Annotated in this window: 17 protein-coding genes; 10 read left to right on the top strand and 7 right to left on the bottom strand. The window is 71.5% G+C overall.

Annotated elements, in window-relative coordinates:
- The first annotated feature begins 73 nt into the window (after window positions 1–73).
- Window positions 74–766, top strand: coding sequence for a response regulator (locus ACZ6IM_RS21690; RefSeq protein WP_052840614.1), 693 nt, complete (start codon window positions 74–76; stop codon window positions 764–766).
- On the opposite strand, the gene ACZ6IM_RS21685 is transcribed toward ACZ6IM_RS21690, so the two are convergent.
- Window positions 651–2945 carry a tetratricopeptide repeat protein gene (locus tag ACZ6IM_RS21685; RefSeq protein WP_469558289.1) on the bottom strand — a complete coding sequence of 765 codons (2295 nt, stop codon included), beginning with the start codon at window positions 2943–2945 and terminating at the stop codon, window positions 651–653. The two genes, ACZ6IM_RS21690 and ACZ6IM_RS21685, sit on opposite strands and share 116 nt — an antisense overlap.
- Before the next feature lie 205 nt (window positions 2946–3150).
- Complete coding sequence (locus tag ACZ6IM_RS21680) at window positions 3151–3690, bottom strand: hypothetical protein (protein ID WP_052840615.1); 540 nt, start codon at window positions 3688–3690, stop codon at window positions 3151–3153.
- A gap of 27 nt (window positions 3691–3717) precedes the next feature.
- On the opposite strand from ACZ6IM_RS21680, the gene ACZ6IM_RS21675 reads away from it, so the two are divergent.
- From ACZ6IM_RS21675 to ACZ6IM_RS21655, 5 genes are all read left to right on the top strand, one after another.
- A complete protein-coding gene (locus ACZ6IM_RS21675; RefSeq protein WP_469558263.1) occupies window positions 3718–4581 on the top strand; it encodes a 5'-methylthioadenosine/S-adenosylhomocysteine nucleosidase family protein in 864 nt (287 codons plus the stop codon).
- A 171-nt stretch (window positions 4582–4752) separates the two neighbouring features.
- Window positions 4753–6129, top strand: a complete 1377-nt coding sequence (locus tag ACZ6IM_RS21670; protein WP_469558260.1) for an extracellular solute-binding protein — start codon at window positions 4753–4755, stop codon at window positions 6127–6129.
- Window positions 6126–7070, top strand: coding sequence for a carbohydrate ABC transporter permease (locus ACZ6IM_RS21665; RefSeq protein ID WP_052840617.1), 945 nt, complete (start codon window positions 6126–6128; stop codon window positions 7068–7070). Before ACZ6IM_RS21670 ends, ACZ6IM_RS21665 begins: the two co-directional genes overlap by 4 nt.
- Before the next feature lies 1 nt (window position 7071).
- Window positions 7072–7932: a carbohydrate ABC transporter permease gene (locus ACZ6IM_RS21660; RefSeq protein WP_052840618.1), complete on the top strand. Its 861-nt coding sequence runs from the start codon at window positions 7072–7074 to the stop codon at window positions 7930–7932.
- Window positions 7933–8032: 100 nt separating this feature from the next.
- Window positions 8033–8746, top strand: coding sequence for a helix-turn-helix domain-containing protein (locus ACZ6IM_RS21655; protein ID WP_052840619.1), 714 nt, complete (start codon window positions 8033–8035; stop codon window positions 8744–8746).
- Window positions 8747–8770: 24 nt separating this feature from the next.
- On the opposite strand, the gene ACZ6IM_RS21650 is transcribed toward ACZ6IM_RS21655, so the two are convergent.
- Window positions 8771–9796, bottom strand: a complete 1026-nt coding sequence (locus tag ACZ6IM_RS21650; RefSeq protein ID WP_052840620.1) for an ATP-dependent 6-phosphofructokinase — start codon at window positions 9794–9796, stop codon at window positions 8771–8773.
- 207 nt (window positions 9797–10003) lie between these two features.
- Between ACZ6IM_RS21650 and pta the strand changes: the two genes are divergently transcribed.
- From pta to pyk, 3 genes are all read left to right on the top strand, one after another.
- Window positions 10004–12097 carry a phosphate acetyltransferase gene (gene pta, locus ACZ6IM_RS21645; RefSeq protein ID WP_052840621.1) on the top strand — a complete coding sequence of 698 codons (2094 nt, stop codon included), beginning with the start codon at window positions 10004–10006 and terminating at the stop codon, window positions 12095–12097.
- Entirely contained in the window at window positions 12094–13293 is a 1200-nt protein-coding gene (locus ACZ6IM_RS21640) for an acetate kinase (RefSeq protein WP_052840622.1), read from the top strand. Before pta ends, ACZ6IM_RS21640 begins: the two co-directional genes overlap by 4 nt.
- Window positions 13294–13387: 94 nt before the next feature.
- Window positions 13388–14818, top strand: a complete 1431-nt coding sequence (gene pyk / locus ACZ6IM_RS21635; protein WP_052840623.1) for a pyruvate kinase — start codon at window positions 13388–13390, stop codon at window positions 14816–14818.
- A gap of 78 nt (window positions 14819–14896) precedes the next feature.
- Here the strand turns inward: pyk and ACZ6IM_RS21630 are convergent, their stop codons facing one another.
- The 4 genes from ACZ6IM_RS21630 to ACZ6IM_RS21615 all read right to left on the bottom strand — a co-directional run bounded on the left by ACZ6IM_RS21630 (window position 14897) and on the right by ACZ6IM_RS21615 (window position 19313).
- On the bottom strand, window positions 14897–16306 hold the full coding sequence (locus tag ACZ6IM_RS21630) for a prolipoprotein diacylglyceryl transferase (protein WP_052840624.1): 1410 nt from the start codon (window positions 16304–16306) through the stop codon (window positions 14897–14899).
- Window positions 16296–16946 carry a DUF6114 domain-containing protein gene (locus ACZ6IM_RS21625; RefSeq protein WP_052840625.1) on the bottom strand — a complete coding sequence of 217 codons (651 nt, stop codon included), beginning with the start codon at window positions 16944–16946 and terminating at the stop codon, window positions 16296–16298. The genes ACZ6IM_RS21630 and ACZ6IM_RS21625 overlap by 11 nt, the downstream gene beginning before the upstream one ends.
- A 117-nt stretch (window positions 16947–17063) precedes the next feature.
- Complete coding sequence (locus tag ACZ6IM_RS21620; RefSeq protein WP_052840626.1) at window positions 17064–17696, bottom strand: DUF6230 family protein; 633 nt, start codon at window positions 17694–17696, stop codon at window positions 17064–17066.
- 639 nt (window positions 17697–18335) lie between these two features.
- Window positions 18336–19313: a co-chaperone YbbN gene (locus tag ACZ6IM_RS21615; RefSeq protein WP_052840627.1), complete on the bottom strand. Its 978-nt coding sequence runs from the start codon at window positions 19311–19313 to the stop codon at window positions 18336–18338.
- A 253-nt stretch (window positions 19314–19566) separates the two neighbouring features.
- Between ACZ6IM_RS21615 and ACZ6IM_RS21610 the strand changes: the two genes are divergently transcribed.
- The gene (locus ACZ6IM_RS21610; protein WP_469558252.1) at window positions 19567–20208 is read left to right on the top strand and encodes a TetR/AcrR family transcriptional regulator; all 642 of its coding nucleotides are present in this window, start codon (window positions 19567–19569) and stop codon (window positions 20206–20208) included.
- Window positions 20209–20242: the final 34 nt, after the last annotated feature.

The following is a 20242-nucleotide window of genomic DNA, read 5'->3' as shown; positions in this document are numbered from 1 at the left end:
CCTTCGACCCGCGTCGTGCGGCCCACGGCGACTGCCGCCTCCGCGGCGCGGCCACTCACCGCGGGGGTGCCGTATGAGCACCGCCGACTCGCAGCCCATCCGGGTCCTGGTCGTCGAGGACGACCCGGTCGCCGCCGACGCGCACGTGATGTACGTCGGCCGGGTGCCCGGGTTCGTCGCCGTCGGCAAGGCCCACACGGGCGCGGAGGCGCGGCGGATGCTGGACCGCACGCCGGTGGACCTGCTCCTGCTCGACCTGCACCTGCCGGACGTGCACGGACTCCAGCTGGCCCGCTCGCTGCGGGCGGCGGGGCATCACACCGACGTGATAGCGGTGACGTCGGCGCGGGACCTGACGATGGTGCGCGAGGGGGTGTCGCTGGGCGTCGTCCAGTACGTGCTGAAGCCGTTCACCTTCGCCACCCTGCGCGACCGCCTGGTGCGGTACGCCGAGTTCCGGGCCACCGCCGGGGAGGCGAGCGGCCAGGACGAGGTGGACCGGGCCCTGGCCACGCTCCGCGCCCCCGGCCCGGCGGCCCTGCCCAAGGGCCTGAGCGGACCGACCCTGGAACGGGTGACGGGCGCGCTGCGCGGCTCGGCCGAGGGCCTCACGGCGGCCGGCGTGGCGGAAGCGGTGGGCATCTCCCGCATCACGGCCCGGCGTTACCTGGAGCACCTGGTCGACGCGGGCCGGGCGGGCCGGAGCCCGCAGTACGGCCAGGTGGGACGGCCGGAGTTGGTGTACCGGTGGGCACCGGGCCGGTGAGCCGGGCCGCCCTGCGGGCCTGCTCGGCCTCCTTCGACGAGCCCGCCCGCTCGTAGGCGTCGGCGGCCTGCGTCATGCGCGCGCGGGCCCGCTCGGCGTCCCCGGCCGTCTCGTGCACGAGCCCGAGGGCGTACAGCGTCCGGGCGCTGCCGTGCCAGTCCTCGAACTCCTCGCAGATGTCCAGACTTTCGAGGCAGGCGGTCACGGCTTCCGCCGTACGGCCCCGCGCGTTGAGGGCGACGGCGTAGTTGTGCCAGGCCCTGCCCTCGCGGGGCCGGTCCCCCGTCTCCCGGTAGAGGCCGAGAGCGGCACGCAGGGCGTCGAGTGCCTCGTCGACGCGGCCGGACTTGCGCAGTATCAGGGCGAGGTTGTTCCACACACCGGCCTCGCTGTGCGGGTCACCGGTGCGACGGAACAGGTCGAGTGCGAGCCGGAAGGCGTTCACGGCCTCGTCGATCTGCCCGACGTCGCCGAGGATGGCGCCGAGGTTGGACACCGCCATCGCCCTGCCGTTGTCGTGGCCCACGGCGTGGTACAGGTCGCGCGCCCGTCGGTGGGCGTCGTACGCCTCCCTGAGCCGCCTGCTTCCCCGCAGGGCGGTCCCCGTCCTGTTCCACGCGGCGGCCTCGGCGGCCTCGTCACCCGACTGGTGCGCGGCGGCACGGGCGGCCCCGTACACGGTGACCGCGTCGTCGAAGCAGCGCCGCCAGTCCAGGTACTCACCGAGCGCACCGGCGAGCCGGACGGCGTCGGCGGCCCGCTGCCGGTCCGACGCCCACCGGACGGCCGCCACGAGCCCGGCACGCTCCGCGTCGAACCAGGCGAGCGCCTCCCGACGGTCGGGGAAGGGCCCGGTCTCCCGGGACTCCCCGCTGCGAGGCTTCAGCCGGGCGTCCGCCGCGAGGGCTCGCTCCAGGTAGTACCGCAGCACCCGCGACCGCGCCGCGTCCCCTTCCTCCCGGTCCACCAGTCCCGCCCCGAACACGCGCACCAGGTCGTGCAGCCGCCACCACCCGCGCGTGCGCCCCCGCTCCACGAGGTGCGCGCGGGCGAGGGCGTTCAGTTCTCGCGCCGGGGGCCGATCGTGGCCGACCAGCGCGGCGACGACCCCGTCGCTCACCTCGGGCCCCGGCGCGAGAGCGAGCAGGCGCAGCAGCCGGGCCTGCTCGGGCGGCAGTCGGCGGTAGGACAGCGCGAAGGCGGCGCGGACACTGTGCTCGCCGTCGTCGAGGTGGTCGAGCCGGTCGCTGGCCTCGGCCAGTTCCGCCACGAGTTCGGCCACCGGCTTGCCCGGGTCCTCCGCCAGGAGGGCGGCCGCGATCTGCAGGGCCAGCGGGAGGTGCCCGCAGAGGCCGGCGAGTCGCTCAGCGGTGCCGGGGTCGTCCGCCACCCGGCCGTCCTCCGGGTCGGCGATCCCCAGGGCACGGTCGAGGAGTCGGTACGCCTCGCTCGCGCCGAGCTGGTCCAGAGGGACGAGCCGCGCGCCGAGTTGCGGCAGGCGATCACGTGAGGTGACCAGCACTCGGTGCCGGGAATCGCCCGGCAGGAGGGGCCGCACCTGGTCCGGCGAGGAGGCGTTGTCGGCCAGGACCAGAACCGCGCCCCTCTCGTGGGCCCGGGCGGCGAGCGTCGAGCGGTAGAGCGCGGCCCGCTCGTCCGTCGTGGTGGGGATGTGTTCCGGCGGGGTACCGAGAGCGTGCAGCAGGGTGCGCAGACTTCGGTCCGCGGTGACGGGCTCCCGGTCGTAGCCGTGCAGGTCGATGAAGAGGACCCCGCCGGGGAACCAGCCCTGGTCACGGGCGAGATGCGCGGCCTCGACGGCGAGCGCGGTCTTGCCGATGCCACCGAGGCCGGACACGGCGGCGACGAGGGTCGCGGCCGACACGGCAGACCGCGCCCCGTCCGGGTCCAGCGCGCGCAACAGGTCCTCGGTCTCGCGCTCCCGGCCGGTGAACCCGCCGGGCCTCGGCGGCAGGCCCGCCATCACCTCCGGGACGGCGGCCCCGTCCTGCTGGACCACGACCTGCACCCCGATCACCTCGCGCAGGAAGAACCCGCCCCGGAAGTCGGTATGGTCGCCTCCGTACCAGGACCTGGCGCTACCCGGCGCCGACCGCTCCATGGCCCGTGCGACGGCACCGGCGACGCCGGGCGGCTCGGCGGACAGCAGCTCGGCCACCGCCTCGCCCCACTCCCGTACGGCATCCCGCCGCGCCGGTTCCGCGGCCGCCTTCGCGATGTCGTGGACGGACGCACCGGCGTCGAGCCCCACCGCCCGCGCCAGCTCCTGCACCGCCCGGCGTCCACCGTCCCCGCCCGCGCCCTCGGCCAGAGCCGTCAGCAGTGCCGTTTCCATGCGCGCCCTTCCCATGCCAGAGGGGCGCTCACGCCGCCTTCGCGTACCACACGACCTGCGCGGCGAGCCCTGCCACGGCGAGCGCCTCCAGCACCGAGAGGGCGACGAGCAGCCGGGCGGCGTCCCCGTTCGCCCAGAAAACGATCAGCGCCGCCAGGGGTACCGCGCAGAACGCCGTCAGGTCGATCACGGTCTGGATCGTCTTGCGGGACCGGCGCCGGGTGTCGCTCCGGTGGTACGCCTCCCAGCCGAAGGTCGCGAACCCACTGCTGTGAGCGGCGAGTTCGGCCAACTTCGGCCCCAGATCGTCCCGGACGTACAGCCCGATCGCCGAGATCTTCTCGTCGTTGACGAGGTAGGTCCACCCGAGGACGAGGCACACCGGCGGCAGCGCGAGCAGCATCGAGGGCTGCTCCGCCTGGGCCGTGGCGGCGATGACGGCGGCCACGACGGCCAGCGTCACGTAGAGGAGGTTGTCCCGGAAGCCGATCCTCGCCCTCTGCTCGCTCTTCACGCTCTCGTACTCGGCGAGCAGCAACTGCCCGACCGTGACGTCCTGTTCCGGCACTCGGTCCCCTTCTCCCAGCGGTAACTTATGACTATGCCGGACATCCAGCCCACCGTTCTGGTGCTGACCGCACTCCCGCTCGAATACGCCGCCGTCCGTACGCGCGTCGAGGAGCGTAAGGAGCGGGTGCACCGGGACGGGACCCGGGTCGAAGTGGGCCGGCTGCCGGGCACCTCCTGGCACGTCGCCCTCGCCGAGCTGGGCATGGGCGCCGAGCGCACCGCCGCTCTCACCACCCAGCTCATCCACTGGCTGCGCCCCGAGGCCGTGCTGTTCGTCGGGGTCGCGGGCAGCCTGAAGGACGACGTCGGGATCGGCGACGTCGTCGTGGGCACGCAGGTGTACGAGATCCACGGCGGCAAGCAGGCCCCGGAGGGCTTCCTGGTCCGGCCGAAGGCCCTGCCGGGCTCGCACGCGCTGGAACAGGCGGCGCGCTCCGCCGTACGGGACATGCCCGGCGTGAGGGCGCACTTCATGCCCATCGCCACAGGCGATGTGGTGTTGGCCGACGCCGAGTCGGAGATCTCCCGGCTCCTCCGCCGGAACTACGACGACGCGGGCGCGATCGAGATGGAGGGCTCGGGTGCCCTCCGGGCGGCCCACCTGAACGGCCAGGTGAACGCCCTGGTGATCCGGGGCATCAGCGACCGCGCCGACGCCGGGAAGCACGAGGCCGACACCTCGGGTTCACAGCAGCGCGCCGCCGAGCATGCCGCGGCGGTGACGGTGGCGGCGCTGCTCAAGTACCGCGCCCGCGAGGGCTCTTCGCCCCCTGCGGAGGACCCCCGGCAGCACCGGGCCGCCGGGGCGACGTACGGCGGAGACCACGTCGACTTCCGGGGCGGCGCCTTCTACGGGCCCGTCACCGGTAAGCGCGTCGGGCCGGGGTAGACCCACCGCCCACGGCCCTGTCCCGCGCGCGACGGGCGCCCACGTACCTCCGAGCCCCGTCGCCGGGCCCCCCGAATCCCCACTCGCAGGAGCATTGACCTGGCTGGACCACTCCTCTTACGTTCGCCACGCAGCCGTCCAGGCCACAGCGTCGTGTGCCCGTAGGAGGTCATGCCCGTGCGCCCCACCGTCCGGTTCACCGCCCTGTTCACCCTCACCGCGCTCGCCTCCACCTCGCTCGCCGCCTGCGGAAGCGGTTCCGGCAGTGATCCGGACACGGTGAAGGTCTCCTTCAAGCAGTCGACGGACAACTCCATCAAGGTGATGGACACCTATCTCGCCGACATCAAGAAGCAGTTCGAGAAGGCCAACCCGGGGAAGAAGGTCGAGCTGGTGCCGATCAAGGCGCCCGACTCGGAGTACTACACCAAGCTCCAGCAGATGCTCCGCTCCCCCAAGACCGCCCCTGACCTGGTCTACGAGGACACCTTCCTCATCAACTCCGACATCACCAGCGGGTACCTGAAGCCCCTCGACGACTACCTGGCCGACTGGAAGGACTGGGACCAGTTCATCGACACCGCGAAGGCGGCGGCCAAGGGCGAGGACGGCAAGACGTACGGCGTGCCGGACGGCACCGACACCCGGGGGCTGTGGTTCAGCAAGGACGTGTTCGCCAAGGCGGGGCTGCCCGCCGACTGGCAGCCGAAGACCTGGGCCGATGTGCTCGACGCCGCCCGCGCCATCAAGGAGAAGGTGCCGGGTGTCACGCCGCTCAACGTCTACACCGGCAAGCCCGCCGGGGAGGCCGCCACCATGCAGGGCTTCGAGATGCTGCTGTACGGCACGGGGGACGGCGGCGCCGACCCGCTGTACGACAAGGGCAGCAAGAAGTGGGTCACGGCGGGGCAGGAGTTCAAGGACTCCCTCGCCTTCGTCGAGACGGTGTACAAGGAGAAGCTCGGCCCGGAGGTCTCCGACGCGCTCGACCCCAACTTCGGCACCAAGGTGCGCGGTGAGCTGCTGCCGCAGGGCAAGCTCGGGATCGCGCTCGACGGCTCCTGGCTGCCGCAGGACTGGCTGGAGGGCAGCGGGCACGAGTGGCCCGAGTGGTCGAAGGAGCTGGGCCTCGCCGCCATGCCCACGCAGAACGGACAGGCTCCCGGCAAGGTGAGCATGTCCGGCGGATGGACCTGGTCCGTCCCGGCCAACGCGGGCAACCCCGACCTGGCCTTCGAGTTCGTCAAGACGATGCAGACCAAGGCCAACGCCCAGAAGTGGTACATCGCCAACTCCGGCATCGCGGTCCGTGCGGACGTCGCGAACGACCCCGCCTACGTCGACGCCCAGCCCGGCATCAAGTTCTTCACCGACCTCGTCGCCGACACCCACTACCGGCCCGCCTACCCGGCGTACCCGAAGGTGTCCGTCGCCATCCAGGAGGCGATGGAGGGCGTGACGACCGGGGACAAGTCGGTCGAGGAGGCGGCGCGCGGCTACGACGAGTCGCTCAAGGAGGCCACCGACAACCAGGTGGTGAGCAGGTGACGGCGACCGCGCCGGGGCACGCGGGCCCGAAGGTCCGCAAGACCCCGGCCTCCCCGGCCGGCCCCGGCGCGCGTTCCGGCACCGTCCGCCGGTCCCTGTTCCGTGCCCTGCCCCTCTCCCCCGCCGTCGTCCTGCTGCTGCTCTTCCTCGCCGGCCCGATCGTCTACTGCGTCGTCATCGCCTTCACCGACCTCCAGCTGACCGGGCAGGCGCAGGAGTCCTTCGTGGGCTTCGACAACTTCACCCGTGCCTTCAAGGACGAGGCGTTCCTCAACGCCGTCTGGCTGACCCTGGTGTTCACCGTGGTGTCCTCGCTGATCGGGCAGAACACCCTGGGGCTGGCGCTGGCCTCGCTGATGCAGCGGGCCTCGAAGCCGGTCCGCACGCTCACCGGTGGCATCGTTGTCACGGCCTGGGTGCTGCCGGAGGTGGTGGCCGGCTTCCTGCTCTACGCCTTCTTCCGCCGCGAGGGCACCCTCAACGCCATCCTGGACTGGCTCCACCTGCCCTCCCAGAACTGGCTGTTCACACTGCCGATCCTGGCGGTGTCCTTCGCCAACGTGTGGCGGGGCACCGCGTTCTCGATGCTGGTGTACTCGGCCGCGCTGAACGAGATCCCCAAGGAGGTCACCGAGGCCGCCGAGGTCGACGGCGCGAGCGGCTGGCGCCGGATGTGGCACATCACGCTGCCGATGATCCGGCGCTCCATCGGCACCAACCTCATGCTCAACACGCTGCAGACCCTGTCGGTCTTCGGGCTGATCTGGGTGATGACGCGGGGCGGGCCGAGCGGCAAGAGCCAGACGCTGCCGCTGTTCATGTACGAGCAGGCCTTCCAGAACAGCCTGATCGGGTACGGCACGGCGGTGGCGCTGCTGCTGTTGCTGATCGGCTCGCTGTTCTCGGTCGTGTACCTGCGCCTGCTGCGGACGGAGGTCTGAGATGACGGACACGCTCACGCCCCGCCGTACGACCCCCGCCGCGCGGCGCAACCGGCGCCGCACCGCGGCCGACGCCGGGCTCCTGCTCGTGGCCGCCGCCTTCGTACTGCCGCTGGCCTGGGTGGTGCTGTCCGCCCTCGACCCGCACGCGAGTCTGCGGGTCAAGGTCCCCGACGGGGTCACGCTGGAGAACTTCGACGCGATCCTCACCCCGGAGATCACCTTCACCCCGCTGCTCAACAGCCTGATCCTGTGCGGCGGGGCGACCCTGCTGACGGTGGTGTGCGCGGCGCTCGCGGCGTACCCGCTCTCCCGTTTCCGGTCCCGGCTGAACCGGCCGTTCCTGCTCACCATCCTGTTCGCGACCAGCCTGCCGATCACCGCGATCATGGTCCCGGTCTACGCCCTGTTCGTGCGGGTGAACATGATCGACACCATGCAGGGGACGATCTTCTTCTTCGCCGCCTCGCAGCTGCCCTTCGCGATCTGGCTGATGAAGAACTTCATGGACGGCGTGCCGAAGGAACTGGAGGAGGCGGCCTGGACGGACGGGGCGTCGTCGTTCCAGTCGCTGCTGCGGATCGTGCTGCCGCTGATGGGTCCCGGGGTGGCGGTGGTGACGGTGTTCTCGTTCGTGATGATGTGGGGGAACTTCTTCGTCCCCTTCATGCTGCTGCTCTCCCCGGACCAGATGCCCGCCTCGGTCAGCATCAACGACTTCTTCGGCAACCGCGGCATGGTGGCGTACGGGCAGCTGGCGGCGTTCTCGATCGTCTACTCGACGCCGGTCGTGCTGCTGTACGTCCTGATCTCCCGGCGGCTGGGCGGCGGCTTCGCGCTGGGCGGGGCCGTGAAGGGGTAGGCGACGGGGGGCGCGCCCGGTTCCGCGCGCCCCCGTATGTTCCTACAATCCGTATCGCTGGCCGAACAGCCCGTAGTCAGCGTGGCCCCGGACCCCTACGGTGTGGCGCGTGCGCCGACCCTCACCCGGCCCGAGCCAGTCGGGCCCTCCGTTCAACGCCCTCGCCGCCCGTCGGCTGCGTGCCGCCCTCAACATGGGGCCCGAGCACGTCGCCCACGGCATACGGGTCTCGTACGGGCTGCCGTACGTCTCCCCCGACCTCGTCATCGCCTGGGAGCGGGGCACGGCCGCCCCCGAGGGCCCGGAGCTGACCGCGCTCGCCGGGGTGCTGTGGTGCTCGCCGGGTGAGCTGATCGGCCGGCCGCAGTCCCTGCGCGAGCACCGCGTCGCCCGCGGGCTGGCACCCGAGGACGTGGCCCGGGGGGTCGGGCTCGGGCTGCCCGCCTACCTGCGGATGGAGGAGGCGGACGACTGGCGCGGCACCGACCGGCAGTCGGCCCAGCTCGCCGACGTGCTCGGTCTCACGCCGCCCGACTTCGTGACCGTCACGGGGCGCGAGGAGAAGCTGGCCGACCTGCTGACGAGCGCGGTGACCACCCGCTGGCAGGGCTGTGTGCGCCCGATCGCCAAGCTGGCGCCGCTGGACCGGCGGGTCCTGGAGAACGTCCTCCAGGTGCTGCACCAGGACTACCAGGGGCGCATGACCGCCACCCTCAGCTGGGGCGGCGGCGCCCCCGACTCCAGTGCCTCGGGACGGGACTTCCTGGACCGGATCGTGGAGCACTTCTGGTCGGCGGTCGAGAAGCACCCGTGAGCCGCGCGGGCGGCGCGTCCGGGTCTAGAAGACGGACTCGGCCTCGTCCATCCGGTCCTTCGGGACCGTCTTCAGCTCGGTGACCGCCTCCGCCAGCGGCACCATCACGACGTCCGTGCCGCGCAGCGCCGTCATCCGGCCGAAGTCACCCCGGTGCGCGGCCTCCACCGCGTGCCAGCCGAAGCGGGTGGCGAGCACCCTGTCGTACGCGGTGGGCACGCCGCCGCGCTGGACGTGGCCGAGGATGACCGGCTTGGCCTCCTTGCCGAGCCTGCGCTCCAGTTCGAAGGCGAGCGCGGTGCCGATGCCCTGGAAGCGCTCGTGGCCGAACTTGTCGATGGCACCCTTGCCGTAGTCCATGGAGCCCTCGGCGGGGTGGGCGCCCTCGGCGACGCAGACGACGGCGAACTTCTTGCCGCGGGCGAAGCGCTCCTCGACCATCTTGACCAGGTCGGCGGGGTCGAAGGGGCGCTCGGGCAGGCAGATGCCGTGGGCGCCGGCGGCCATGCCGGACTCCAGGGCGATCCAGCCGGCGTGCCGGCCCATGACCTCGACGACCATCACACGCTGGTGGGACTCGGCGGTGGTCTTGAGGCGGTCCATCGCCTCCGTGGCCACGCCGACGGCGGTGTCGAAGCCGAAGGTGCGGTCGGTGGAGGAGATGTCGTTGTCGATGGTCTTCGGCACACCGACGACCGGCAGGCCCGCGTCGGACAGCATGCGGGCGGCGGTGAGCGTGCCCTCGCCGCCGATCGGGATCAGGGCGTCGATGCCGAAGTTCTGGATCATGTCCGAGGCGTTCTCGCAGGCCTCGCGGAGCCGGTCGCGCTCCAGGCGGGAGGAGCCGAGGATGGTGCCGCCGCGGGCGAGGATGCCGCTGACCGCGTTGAGGTCGAGGGTGCGGTACCGGCCGTCCAGCAGTCCGGCGTAGCCGTCCTCGAAGCCGATGACCTCGTCGCCGTAGTTGTCGACCGCTCGGTGCACGACCGACCGGATCACTGCGTTCAGGCCGGGGCAGTCGCCGCCTGCGGTGAGAACTCCGATACGCATCGTGCTGTGTCTCCTGCTCGCTGTTGACACCGGTGAGCCGGTTCAATTGTTCCACGGCCCGGACGCGGGTGGACGACGGCGGACGACCGGCGGGACGGTGGCGGACGCTGACGGGCGCCTTAACCGTCGCCGGAGGTACTGTCAAGAGGGTTCCGCACCCCCGACGGAACGCCCGCCCCAACGAACCCGAGGAAACGGAGAGCACGCGTGACGCGCAGCGTGTACGTGACCGGTATCGACCGCGGCGACGGCCGCCAGGTCGTCGAGCTGGGGGTCATGGAGCTGCTGACCCGGCAGGTCGACCGGGTCGGCGTCTTCCGTCCCCTGGTGCACGACGGGCCCGACCGGCTCTTCGAGCTGCTGCGTGCCCGCTACCGGCTCTCGCAGGACCCGGCCACCGTCTACGGCATGGACTACCAGGAGGCCTCCCTCCTCCAGGCCGAACAGGGCGTGGACGAGCTGGTGTCCGCGCTGGTCGAGCGCTTCCACCTGGTCGCACGGGACTACGACGTCGTCCTGGTCCTCGGCACCGACTACGCCGACACCCAGTTCCCGGACGAACTGTCGCTGAACGCGCGGCTCGCCAACGAGTTCGGCGCCTCGGTCCTGCCCGTCGTCGGCGGCCGCAAGCAGAGCGCCGAGTCCGTGCTCGCCGAGACCCACAACGCCTTCCGCGCCTACGACGGGCTGGGCTGCGACGTGCTCGCCATGGTGACCAACCGGGTCGCGCGCGAGGACCGGGACGGGATCGCCGAGCGGCTCGCGCACCGGCTGCCGGTGCCGTGCTGGGTGGTGCCGGACGAGCCCGCGCTGTCCGCGCCGACGGTCTCCCAGATCGCGCACGCCCTGGGCGCCGAGATCGTCCTCGGCGACGACTCCGGGCTCGCCCGCGACGCGCTGGACTTCGTCTTCGGCGGGGCCATGCTGCCCAACCTGCTGGCCGCGCTGACCCCGGGCTGCCTGGTCATCACGCCGGGCGACCGCGCCGACCTGGTGATCGGCACGCTGGCCGCGCACAGCGCCGGCACCCCGCCGATAGCCGGCGTCCTGCTGACCCTGAACGAGGTGCCCGGCGAGGGCATCCTCACCCTCGCCGACCGGCTGGCGCCCGGCACGCCGGTGCTCGCGGTGACCGGCAACAGCTTCCCCACCGCGGAGCGGCTGTTCTCCCTGGAGGGCAAGCTGGGCGCGGCCACCCCGCGCAAGGCGGAGACCGCCCTCGGCCTCTTCGAGCGGTACGTGGACACCGCCGAGCTGAACAAGCGGGTCTCCGCGCCCAGCAGCGACCGCGTCACGCCGATGATGTTCGAGCACAAGCTGCTCGAACAGGCCCGCTCCGACCTGCGCCGGGTGGTCCTGCCGGAGGGCACCGAGGAGCGGGTGCTGCACGCGGCGGAGGTGCTGCTGCGCCGGGGCGTGTGCGCGCTGACGCTGCTCGGCCCGGTCGAGCAGATCCGCAAGAAGGCCGCCGACCTCGGCATCGACCTGGCCGACGCCGAGCTGATCGACCCGGCCGCCAGCGAGCTGCGGGACTCCTTCGCCGAGAAGTACGCCGCCCTGCGCGCCCACAAGGGTGTGACCGTGGAGCTGGCGTACGACGTGGTCTCCGACGTGAACTACTTCGGCACGCTGATGGTGCAGGAAGGGTTCGCCGACGGCATGGTGTCGGGGTCCGTGCACTCGACGGCGGCGACCATCCGCCCGGCCTTCGAGATCATCAAGACCAAGCCGGACGCCGCGATCGTCTCCTCCGTCTTCTTCATGTGCCTGGCCGACAAGGTGCTGGTCTACGGCGACTGCGCGGTCAATCCGGACCCGGACGCGGAGCAGCTCGCCGACATCGCCGCCCAGTCCGCGTCGACTGCGGCGCGGTTCGGCGTGGAGCCGCGGATCGCGATGCTGTCGTACTCGACGGGCACGTCCGGCTCCGGTGCGGACGTCGACAAGGTCCGCGAGGCCACCGAGCTGGTCCGCGCGCGCCGCCCGGACCTCAGCATCGAGGGGCCGATCCAGTACGACGCGGCGGTCGAACCGTCGGTGGCCGCGACCAAGCTGCCCGGCTCGGCGGTCGCCGGGCAGGCCAGCGTGCTGATCTTCCCCGACCTGAACACCGGCAACAACACGTACAAGGCGGTGCAGCGCTCGGCCGGCGCAATCGCCGTCGGCCCGGTGCTCCAGGGCCTGCGCAAGCCGGTCAACGACCTGTCCCGGGGCGCGCTCGTGCAGGACATCGTCAACACCGTCGCCATCACGGCGATCCAGGCCCAGCAGACCCCCAGTGAGAAGGCGTCCGACCTGTGACCGGCACCCGTGTCCTCGTCCTCAACTCCGGCTCCTCGTCGGTGAAGTACCAGCTGATCGACATGCGCGGCGGCAGCCGGCTGGCGGCGGGCCTCGTCGAGCGCATCGGCGAGGCGAGCTCGCGGATCAAGCACACCCCGGCGGACGGGGAGAGCCGCGAGTGGAACGGGTCGGTACCCGGTCACGACGCCGCGCTGAAGGCCATGGCGGCCGAGCTGGACCGGGACGGCCTGGGCCTCGGCTCCCCCGAACTGGCCGCGATCGGACACCGGGTGGTGCACGGCGGGCTGCGCTTCACGGAGCCGACAGTGATCGACGACGCGGTGCTCGCCGAGATCGAGCGGCTCGTCCCGGTCGCCCCGCTGCACAACCCGGCCAACCTCACCGGCATCCGGACGGCGCAGGCGCTGCGCCCCGACCTGCCGCAGGTCGCCGTCTTCGACACCGCCTTCCACACGACGATGCCGGAGTCCGCGGCCCGCTACGCGATCGACGTCGAGACCGCCGACGCGCACCGGATCAGGCGCTACGGCTTCCACGGCACCTCGCACGCCTACGTCTCCCGTGAGACCGCGCGGCTGCTGGGCCGGGCGCCCGAGGACGTGAACGTCATCGTGCTGCACCTGGGCAACGGGGCGTCCGCCTCGGCCGTGCGGGGCGGGCGGTGCGTGGACACCTCCATGGGGCTGACGCCTTTGGAAGGGCTCGTGATGGGTACGCGCTCGGGAGACATGGACCCGGCCGTCATCTTCCATTTGATGCGTGTTGGGGGAATGTCCGCCGACGAGATCGACACTCTCCTCAACAAGAGGAGCGGTCTGATCGGGCTGTGCGGTGACAACGACATGCGGGAGATCCGCCGCCGGGTCGACGCCGGCGACCAGCGGGCGCGGCTGGCCTTCGACATCTACATTCACCGGCTCAAGAAGTACATCGGCGCCTATTACGCCGTTCTCGGACGTGTGGACGCCGTGGCGTTCACGGCCGGGGTCGGGGAGAACTCGGCGCCGGTGCGGGAAGCGGCCGTGGCGGGCCTGGAGGGGCTGGGCCTGGCGGTCGACGGCGGGCTCAACGCCGTACGCGGCGAGGAGGCCCGGCTGATCTCGCCCGCGGGGGCGCGGGTGGCGGTGGCGGTGGTACCGACGGACGAGGAAATGGAGATCGCGGCACAGACCTACGCGCTGGTAAATGAATGAGGAATACCGATCTCACCTGAGCGGCATCCCGCCCTTTTGTATTTTCCGCCAGACGGAATATTCCGCGCCGAAACAAACCGATAGGATGGCACCCATGCGCCGTTCGAAAATCGTCTGTACTCTCGGCCCCGCGGTCGACTCCCACGAGCAGCTCGTCACGCTGATCGAAGCCGGCATGAACGTGGCCCGCTTCAACTTCAGCCACGGCACCCACGCCGAGCACCAGGGCCGCTACGACCGGGTCCGGGCCGCCGCCAAGGAGACCGGCAGGGCCATCGGTGTCCTCGCCGACCTGCAGGGCCCGAAGATCCGCCTGGAGACCTTCGCGGAGGGTCCCGTCGAGCTGGTGCGCGGTGACGAGTTCACCGTCACCACCGAGGACGTCCCGGGCGACAGGACGATCTGCGGCACGACGTACAAGGGCCTGCCCGGTGACGTCACCAAGGGCGACCAGGTGCTCATCAACGACGGCAACGTCGAGCTGAAGGTCACCGAGGTCGAGGGCCCCCGGGTGAAGACGATCGTCATCGAGGGCGGCGTCATCTCCGACCACAAGGGCATCAACCTGCCCGGCGCGGCGGTCAACGTCCCCGCGCTGAGCGAGAAGGACGTCGAGGACCTCCGTTTCGCGCTCCGCATGGGCTGCGACCTGGTCGCCCTCTCCTTCGTCCGGGACGCCAAGGACGTCGACGACGTGCACCGCGTCATGGACGAGGAGGGCCGCCGCGTCCCGGTGATCGCCAAGGTGGAGAAGCCCCAGGCGGTCGAGAACATGGAGGCCGTCGTGATGGCGTTCGACGGCGTGATGGTCGCCCGTGGCGACCTGGCCGTCGAGTACCCGCTCGAGAAGGTCCCCATGGTGCAGAAGCGCCTGATCGAGCTGTGCCGGCGCAACGCCAAGCCGGTGATCGTGGCGACCCAGATGATGGAGTCGATGATCACCAACTCCCGTCCGACCCGCGCCGAGGCATCCGACGTGGCCAACGCGATCCTGGACGGCGCCGACGCGGTCATGCTGTCCGCCGAGTCGAGCGTGGGCGCGTACCCGATCGAGACCGTCAAGACGATGTCGAAGATCGTCACCGCCGCCGAGCAGGAGCTGCTCTCCAAGGGCCTCCAGCCGCTGGTGCCGGGCAAGAAGCCGCGCACGCAGGGCGGTTCGGTGGCCCGGGCCGCCGCCGAGATCGCCGACTTCCTGGGCGGCAAGGGCCTGGTGGCCTTCACCCAGTCCGGCGACACCGCCCGCCGGCTCTCGCGCTACCGCGCCTGCCAGCCGATCCTCGCCTTCACCACCGACGAGGCCACCCGCAACCAGCTGGCACTCAGCTGGGGCGTGGAGCCGCACGTGGTGCCGTTCGTGAACAGCACCGACGAGATGGTCGACCTGGTGGACCAGGAGACGGCCCGCCTCGGCCGGTTCAGCGACGGCGACATCGTCGTGATCACCGCCGGTTCGCCCCCCGGCGTGCCCGGCACCACCAACATGGTCCGGGTCCTGCACCTGGGCGAGACGCGGCGCGGCTGACCGCCCCTGTCTCCCGTCGTACGCGCCGAGGGCGCCCCCTGTCGCAGGGGGCGCCCTCGGCGCGTGGTGCGGGCGTGCTCAGTCGGTCGTGTACTGGTGCAGTCCGGGGACGTGCAGCGTGCCGCCGAACTGGCCGGCCTGGACCACCGTCACCTTGGTGAAGTAGATCAGCGGGATGTCCAGCGGCGGCGGGTTCTCCGGGTCGAAGGTGATCGGGATCAGCCCGAGCAGGTTGCCCGAGATGCTCTCGGTGTACATCACCGTCTCGCCGTCGCGGATCGTGGACGTGGAGCCCTTGGCCGCCTGCACGTGGTACGTCTTGCCGGCCTGCTTGTCGTTCACCGTCTGGTGCAGGTCGCCGATGTCGGTGCCGTTGGAGATGACGTACTTCAGCACCTTCTTGGTGGTGCCGTTGGCCGTCCGCACCTCGACGACGCCCTTGTAGGAGGCGCCCTTCAGCAGCAGCGAGCTGGCGTTGAGGTACCACGGGTCGTCGGGCAGCGGCAGCTTGTTGTCGACGCCGCCCTCCGCGTCGGTGGCGGCCGGGCAGTCCTCGGCGTCCTTGGCGGCCTCGTCGGCGCTCTCGGAGGCGCTGGGGCTGGGCGTGGCGGTGGCGTCCTCCTTGGCCTTCTCCGCGTCCTCCTTCGCCTTCTGAGCCGCCTCCTTGGCCGCCTCGGCCGCCTTGTCCACCGTGTCCTCGGCGTCCTCGGCCGCCTTCGACGCCGTGTCGGTCGCGCCCTCGACGGTGTCCTTCGCGGTGTCGGTGACCGTGCCGGTCGTGTCCTTCAGCGCGTCGGACGCGTCGCCCGCGCCCTCGGACGCCGACGGGGTCGGCGTGGGGCTCGGGCTCTCCTCAGCCTTCTTGCCACCGGTGAAGATGCCCTCGATGGCGTCACCGAGGCCGTCCAGCAGACCGCCCTTGCCCTCCGACTCGGAGGGGGACGGCTCCGCGGCGCCCGCACCGGACGCCTCCTGGCTCTGCGACGCGGAGGGGCTCGGGGCGGGGGCGTCCTGCTCGTCCTTGGCGCCCTTGTCGTCGGAACCTGAATCCGACGAAGAGGAGTCGCCCTGGTCCGAGCCGGCGTCCGTGCCCGCGTCCTCGCCGGTGTCGCCGGTGGAGGCGGAGGGGTCGGGCTCCTTCGCGTCGTCCTTGCCGTCGTCGGCCCCGTCGGTCGCCGAGGGCGAGGGGGTGGGCGAGGCGGACGGGTCCTTCTCGGCGTCCTCCAGGGCCGCCACGCAGTCCTTGTACTCGTCGGCCGTCAGGCTGTTGGAGGGCGGCGCCGCGTCGTTGCCGTCGGCGAGGGCGAGCGTCGGCGTGAACCCCATCCCCATGAGGACGGCCGTGGGCATCGCCGCGATGGCTATCGCCTTGCCGGCCGGCATGTGGAACCTGGTGAACAACGGCTTCTTGGGTGCCGCGTGGCGCGGCCCGGTTCTCACACGGGACGACTCCACGTCAGTCCCGCGGGTCACCTCGTCAGCCGGCACTGTGCCTCCCGTTCGCCCCGTTGGCCGGGCTCGTTCCTGACAGATCGTGCGGCCCCGGTGCCATGAAGCCCTGGGAGGGCTCCCCGTCGTCCATCCCGCCCCGGGGGCCCGGCACCGCGGGTCCCGCCTGGGTCCCGGGCTCCGGGAAGCCGGGGAACGCGGTGTCGTCGGCCGCGGCACCGGGGACCGCGCCCTCGGGCGCGCCGTCCGTGCCCTTGCCCTCCAGCGGCGGCTCGGCCCGCGGCGGCTCGCCCGGCACCCACGACACGGCCATCGCCCCGCCGACCAGCGCGAACAGGAAGCCGATGAGGAAACCGCCGAGGTTCGACACGGGGATGGACACCAGCGCCAGCAGGATCGCCGCGACACCCGCGAAGACCCGGACGTGCTTCTGGAACCACAGGCTGACGCCCAGGACGACCAGCAGCACGCCGATGATCAGGGACCCGGCGCCCGCGGTGGTGGACATCGCCAGCGTCAGGTGCCCGATCTGGAGGTTCGCGTACGGGAAGTAGGCGATGGGGAGTCCGCCGAGCGCGACGAACAGTCCGGCCCAGAACGGCCGCGCGCCTCGCCAGGCACGGAACTGCAGCCTCCGGCGGGTGAACTGGCCGGCTGCGGCAGGAGTCTCGGCGCTCATGGAAAACAGCTCCCTGGTACGGCTTTGCTGTGGTGGAGATGTGGGCCACGTGTGAAGGCGCGGCCGGAAGGTGGACGGGCGGGGGCGCCACCGGCTCCCCCGCCCGTCAGCGAGTGCTTAGTAGCACTCCTTGACACCCTTGGACAGCGACATCTTCAGACCGCTGAGCTTGAAGGTTCCGGCGGTGGTCGCCCACGCCGTCTGCTTCACACCGGTCAGCGTGGCCGAGTCGGCCTGCTGCGAGAACCCGTACGGGTTGGTGGTGTCGCCCTTCTTGATGCCGGGACCCTTGTTGGCGTCCTTCGCGGCGACACCGATGTCGATGCCGCGGAACGTGGCATCGGCCTCGAGGTCCTCGACGTCGATGTACAGGTTCTCCGCCTTGACCGGGGTGTCGCCACCGCCGGCCTTCAGCATGAGGCTGACCGAACCGATCAGCGGGATGTCCGGGGTGACCACGGACTGGCACATGTTCTTGATCTGCGCGGACTTGAACGCCGAGACCGCGACGGGGTGAGCCGTCTTCTCGCCCTTCAGCGTGTAGCCCGAGTCGACCGCGCCGTACTGCATAAAGCCCGTGCCGTCGAGCCGGTCCGCCGTCACCTTGAACGACTGACCCGACACGCTGAACGACGCGGCGAGAGCGCCCTGCGCGAGCGCGACGCCTATCGCAGCCGTGGCGGCGACGCTGGGCACCATCACCACAGCGAACCGCTTCCATCTGGTCCCGCCACGCACCTGGGACTCCATATTTCCTCCTTCTCGGACGTACATCTCCTGGCCTCGGCCGGCCGCCGGTTCGGCTGCTCGGTCTGGCAGGGATGGGAGAAGTGCTACGTCCTCGGGAAGGAGAGCGCCCGCACTCGGCGGCACGTACAACGCGCCCGAATAACCGGCGATCACCCCCGAGCGACAACCACTGGTCGCGCCTGACACGCATCACGCACAACCCTGCTGGGCAGGCTTCGCCGGGTGAGCGAAGACCCCCCTGCCCAAGGGCCGGCATCACTGCCGCCGGCCCTGCTCGGTGGGGACCCAGGAACCCCCGCCACCCGACCGGCTGTCGGGGTACGGGAATGGACCGAGCGTCGCCGATCGTGGTGCATTCTCGCCGTCGACACAAGGGGGTTCGTTACTGGCTAGTAGCAGCCGTGTGACCACGGGACGACAGACCGGTCCCGAACGGCGACGCTGGGTACGCCTTGAGGGCGGAACAAAACTATTGATCGATGGACAGAGTCCGACAGATCGACGCCGTCGACTTACTGGCAGTAACAGCGGCCGCGATTACCAAGTTTTGGTAAAGCGCGGCCGCAGTGACGCCTTTTCGACAGCTCCTTCACACGTGCAACACGTCGATGGCGTTTGGAACGCCGACGACGGCGCCGACTAGAACAGGGCCCGGGCGAGCGCCCGGCGCGCCGCGGTCACCCGCGGGTCGTCGGCGCCGACCACCTCGAACAGCTCCAGCAGCCGCAGCCGTACGGCGTCCCGGTCGTCGCCCGCCGTGACGCGCACCGTGTCGATGAGGCGCCCGAAGGCGTCCTCCACATGACCGCCCACCAGATCCAGGTCGGCGGCGGCGATCTGCGCCTGCGCGTCGCGCGGCTTGTCGGCCGCCTCCTGACGGACCTTCTGCGGATCGGCGTCCTGCACCCGCTGGAGCAACTCGGCCTGGGCCAGGCCCAGTTTGGCCTCGGTGTTGCCCGGCTCCTCGGCCAGCACGTTCTTGTACGCCTGGACGGCACCGCCCAGGTCACCCGCGTCCATCGCCTGCACGGCGGCGTCGAGGGCCGCGTCGTGCGGCCCGGCCGGGCGCTCGGGGGCGGCGGGCCGCTCGGCACCCGGCTCCGCCTCGGGGTCGACGACGAGACCGGTCAGGCCGAAGCGCTCCTCGCCGACCTGCACCAGCTGGTCCAGGGTCTGGCGGATCTGCGCCTCGCCGGCGGCCCCCTGGAAGAGCGGCAGCGCCTGTCCGGCGACGACCGCGAACACGGCGGGGATGCCCTGGACGCCGAACTGCTGCATCAGCATCTGGTTGGCGTCGACGTCGATCTTGGCGAGGAGGAAGCGCCCGTTGTACTCGACGGCGAGCCGCTCCAGTACCGGGCTCAACTGCTTGCAGGGCTCGCACCACTCGGCCCAGAAGTCGATGACGACCGGGACCTCGGTGGACCGCTGCAGGACCTCGCTCTCGAAACCGGCCTCGTCGACGTCGATGACGAGGTCGGCCGGGGAGACGGCCCCCGTGCCGCCCTGACGGGCCGCCTGGGCGCGCGCCTGCTCCGCCTTCGCCTTGGCCTCCTGGGCCTGCTTCACCGCGGCGAGGTCGACGACCCCGCTCATGGACATGTTCCGTGGCTGCATGGGTCTATCCTCCCCCGTACGGCGCGCGCGTGTGAAAACCGGGTCGAAAGCCCGCCCGGATGTGTGCTGTTCGGCGTGTGTCCTGCTCGGCGCCGGGTCCCCACCCCACGCCCGTGGTCGTCGCTGGGGCGCGGGCGGACCCGCGCTTTCGCTACGAGTCGTAGCGTAATGCCACCAGGGCCCCGCGGAACACCCCGCCGCGGTGATCTGTCTCACGGCCGGCCGCGTGTTACCCGCCGGTTAAGGTCGGGGGATGCAGAGCAGCACCCCCGCCGGCCATGCCGGGCGCCCGCGCAGCGCCGCGGCGGACACCGCGATCCTGGCCGCGACGCGGGCCGCCCTGGTCGACCTCGGCTGGTCGAAGCTCACCCTGGGAGACGTCGCCACGCGGGCCGGGGTTGCCAAGACGACGCTCTACCGCCGCTGGGTGGGCAAGAACGAGCTGGTCGTGGACGCGGTGGCGGAGCTCTTCGACGAGCTGGAACTGCCCGACCGCGGCTCCCTCGCCGCCGACATCGAGGGCGTGGTGCTCCAGTTCGCGGCTATTTTGGCCCGTCCGGAGGCCAGGAGCGGTCTGATGGCGGTGGTCGCGGAGTCCACGCGCGACGACGCGCTGCGCGAGCGCATCCGCACCTCGATCGTCGAGCGGCAGAAGCGCCTGGTGCTGGAGGGCAGGGCGCGGGCGCAGGCCCGGGGCGAGCTGCCGCCGGAGCCGGACACCGCGGAGGCGGCCCGCACCGCGGACCTGATCTTCGACATGGTCGCGGGAGCGGTGGTGCACCGCACGCTGGTCAGCGCGGAGGCCGCGGACGAGGACTGGGTACGCAGCTTCACCCAGGTACTGCTGTGGGGGCTCGCCTCTGGACCCACCGAGTCGGGTGGTGGGTGGGCATAGGCCCGGGGGGCCAGGGGGCGGAGCCCCCTGGAGA

Source organism: Streptomyces sp. NPDC042336, assembly GCF_055581985.1.
The sequence above is the reverse complement of the archived record's forward strand: the minus strand, read 5'-3'. Positions and strand labels throughout refer to the sequence as shown.

Coding starts and splice junctions, on each gene's coding strand:
- ACZ6IM_RS21615 (WP_052840627.1), bottom strand. CDS start 19,313: ATGCAGCCACGGAACATGTCCATGAGCGGGGTCGTCGACCTCGCCGCG.
- ACZ6IM_RS21620 (WP_052840626.1), bottom strand. CDS start 17,696: ATGGAGTCCCAGGTGCGTGGCGGGACCAGATGGAAGCGGTTCGCTGTG.
- pyk (WP_052840623.1), top strand. CDS start 13,388: ATGCGCCGTTCGAAAATCGTCTGTACTCTCGGCCCCGCGGTCGACTCC.
- ACZ6IM_RS21660 (WP_052840618.1), top strand. CDS start 7,072: ATGACGGACACGCTCACGCCCCGCCGTACGACCCCCGCCGCGCGGCGC.
- ACZ6IM_RS21650 (WP_052840620.1), bottom strand. CDS start 9,796: ATGCGTATCGGAGTTCTCACCGCAGGCGGCGACTGCCCCGGCCTGAAC.
- ACZ6IM_RS21625 (WP_052840625.1), bottom strand. CDS start 16,946: ATGAGCGCCGAGACTCCTGCCGCAGCCGGCCAGTTCACCCGCCGGAGG.
- ACZ6IM_RS21670 (WP_469558260.1), top strand. CDS start 4,753: ATGCCCGTGCGCCCCACCGTCCGGTTCACCGCCCTGTTCACCCTCACC.
- ACZ6IM_RS21690 (WP_052840614.1), top strand. CDS start 74: ATGAGCACCGCCGACTCGCAGCCCATCCGGGTCCTGGTCGTCGAGGAC.
- ACZ6IM_RS21610 (WP_469558252.1), top strand. CDS start 19,567: ATGCAGAGCAGCACCCCCGCCGGCCATGCCGGGCGCCCGCGCAGCGCC.
- ACZ6IM_RS21675 (WP_469558263.1), top strand. CDS start 3,718: ATGACTATGCCGGACATCCAGCCCACCGTTCTGGTGCTGACCGCACTC.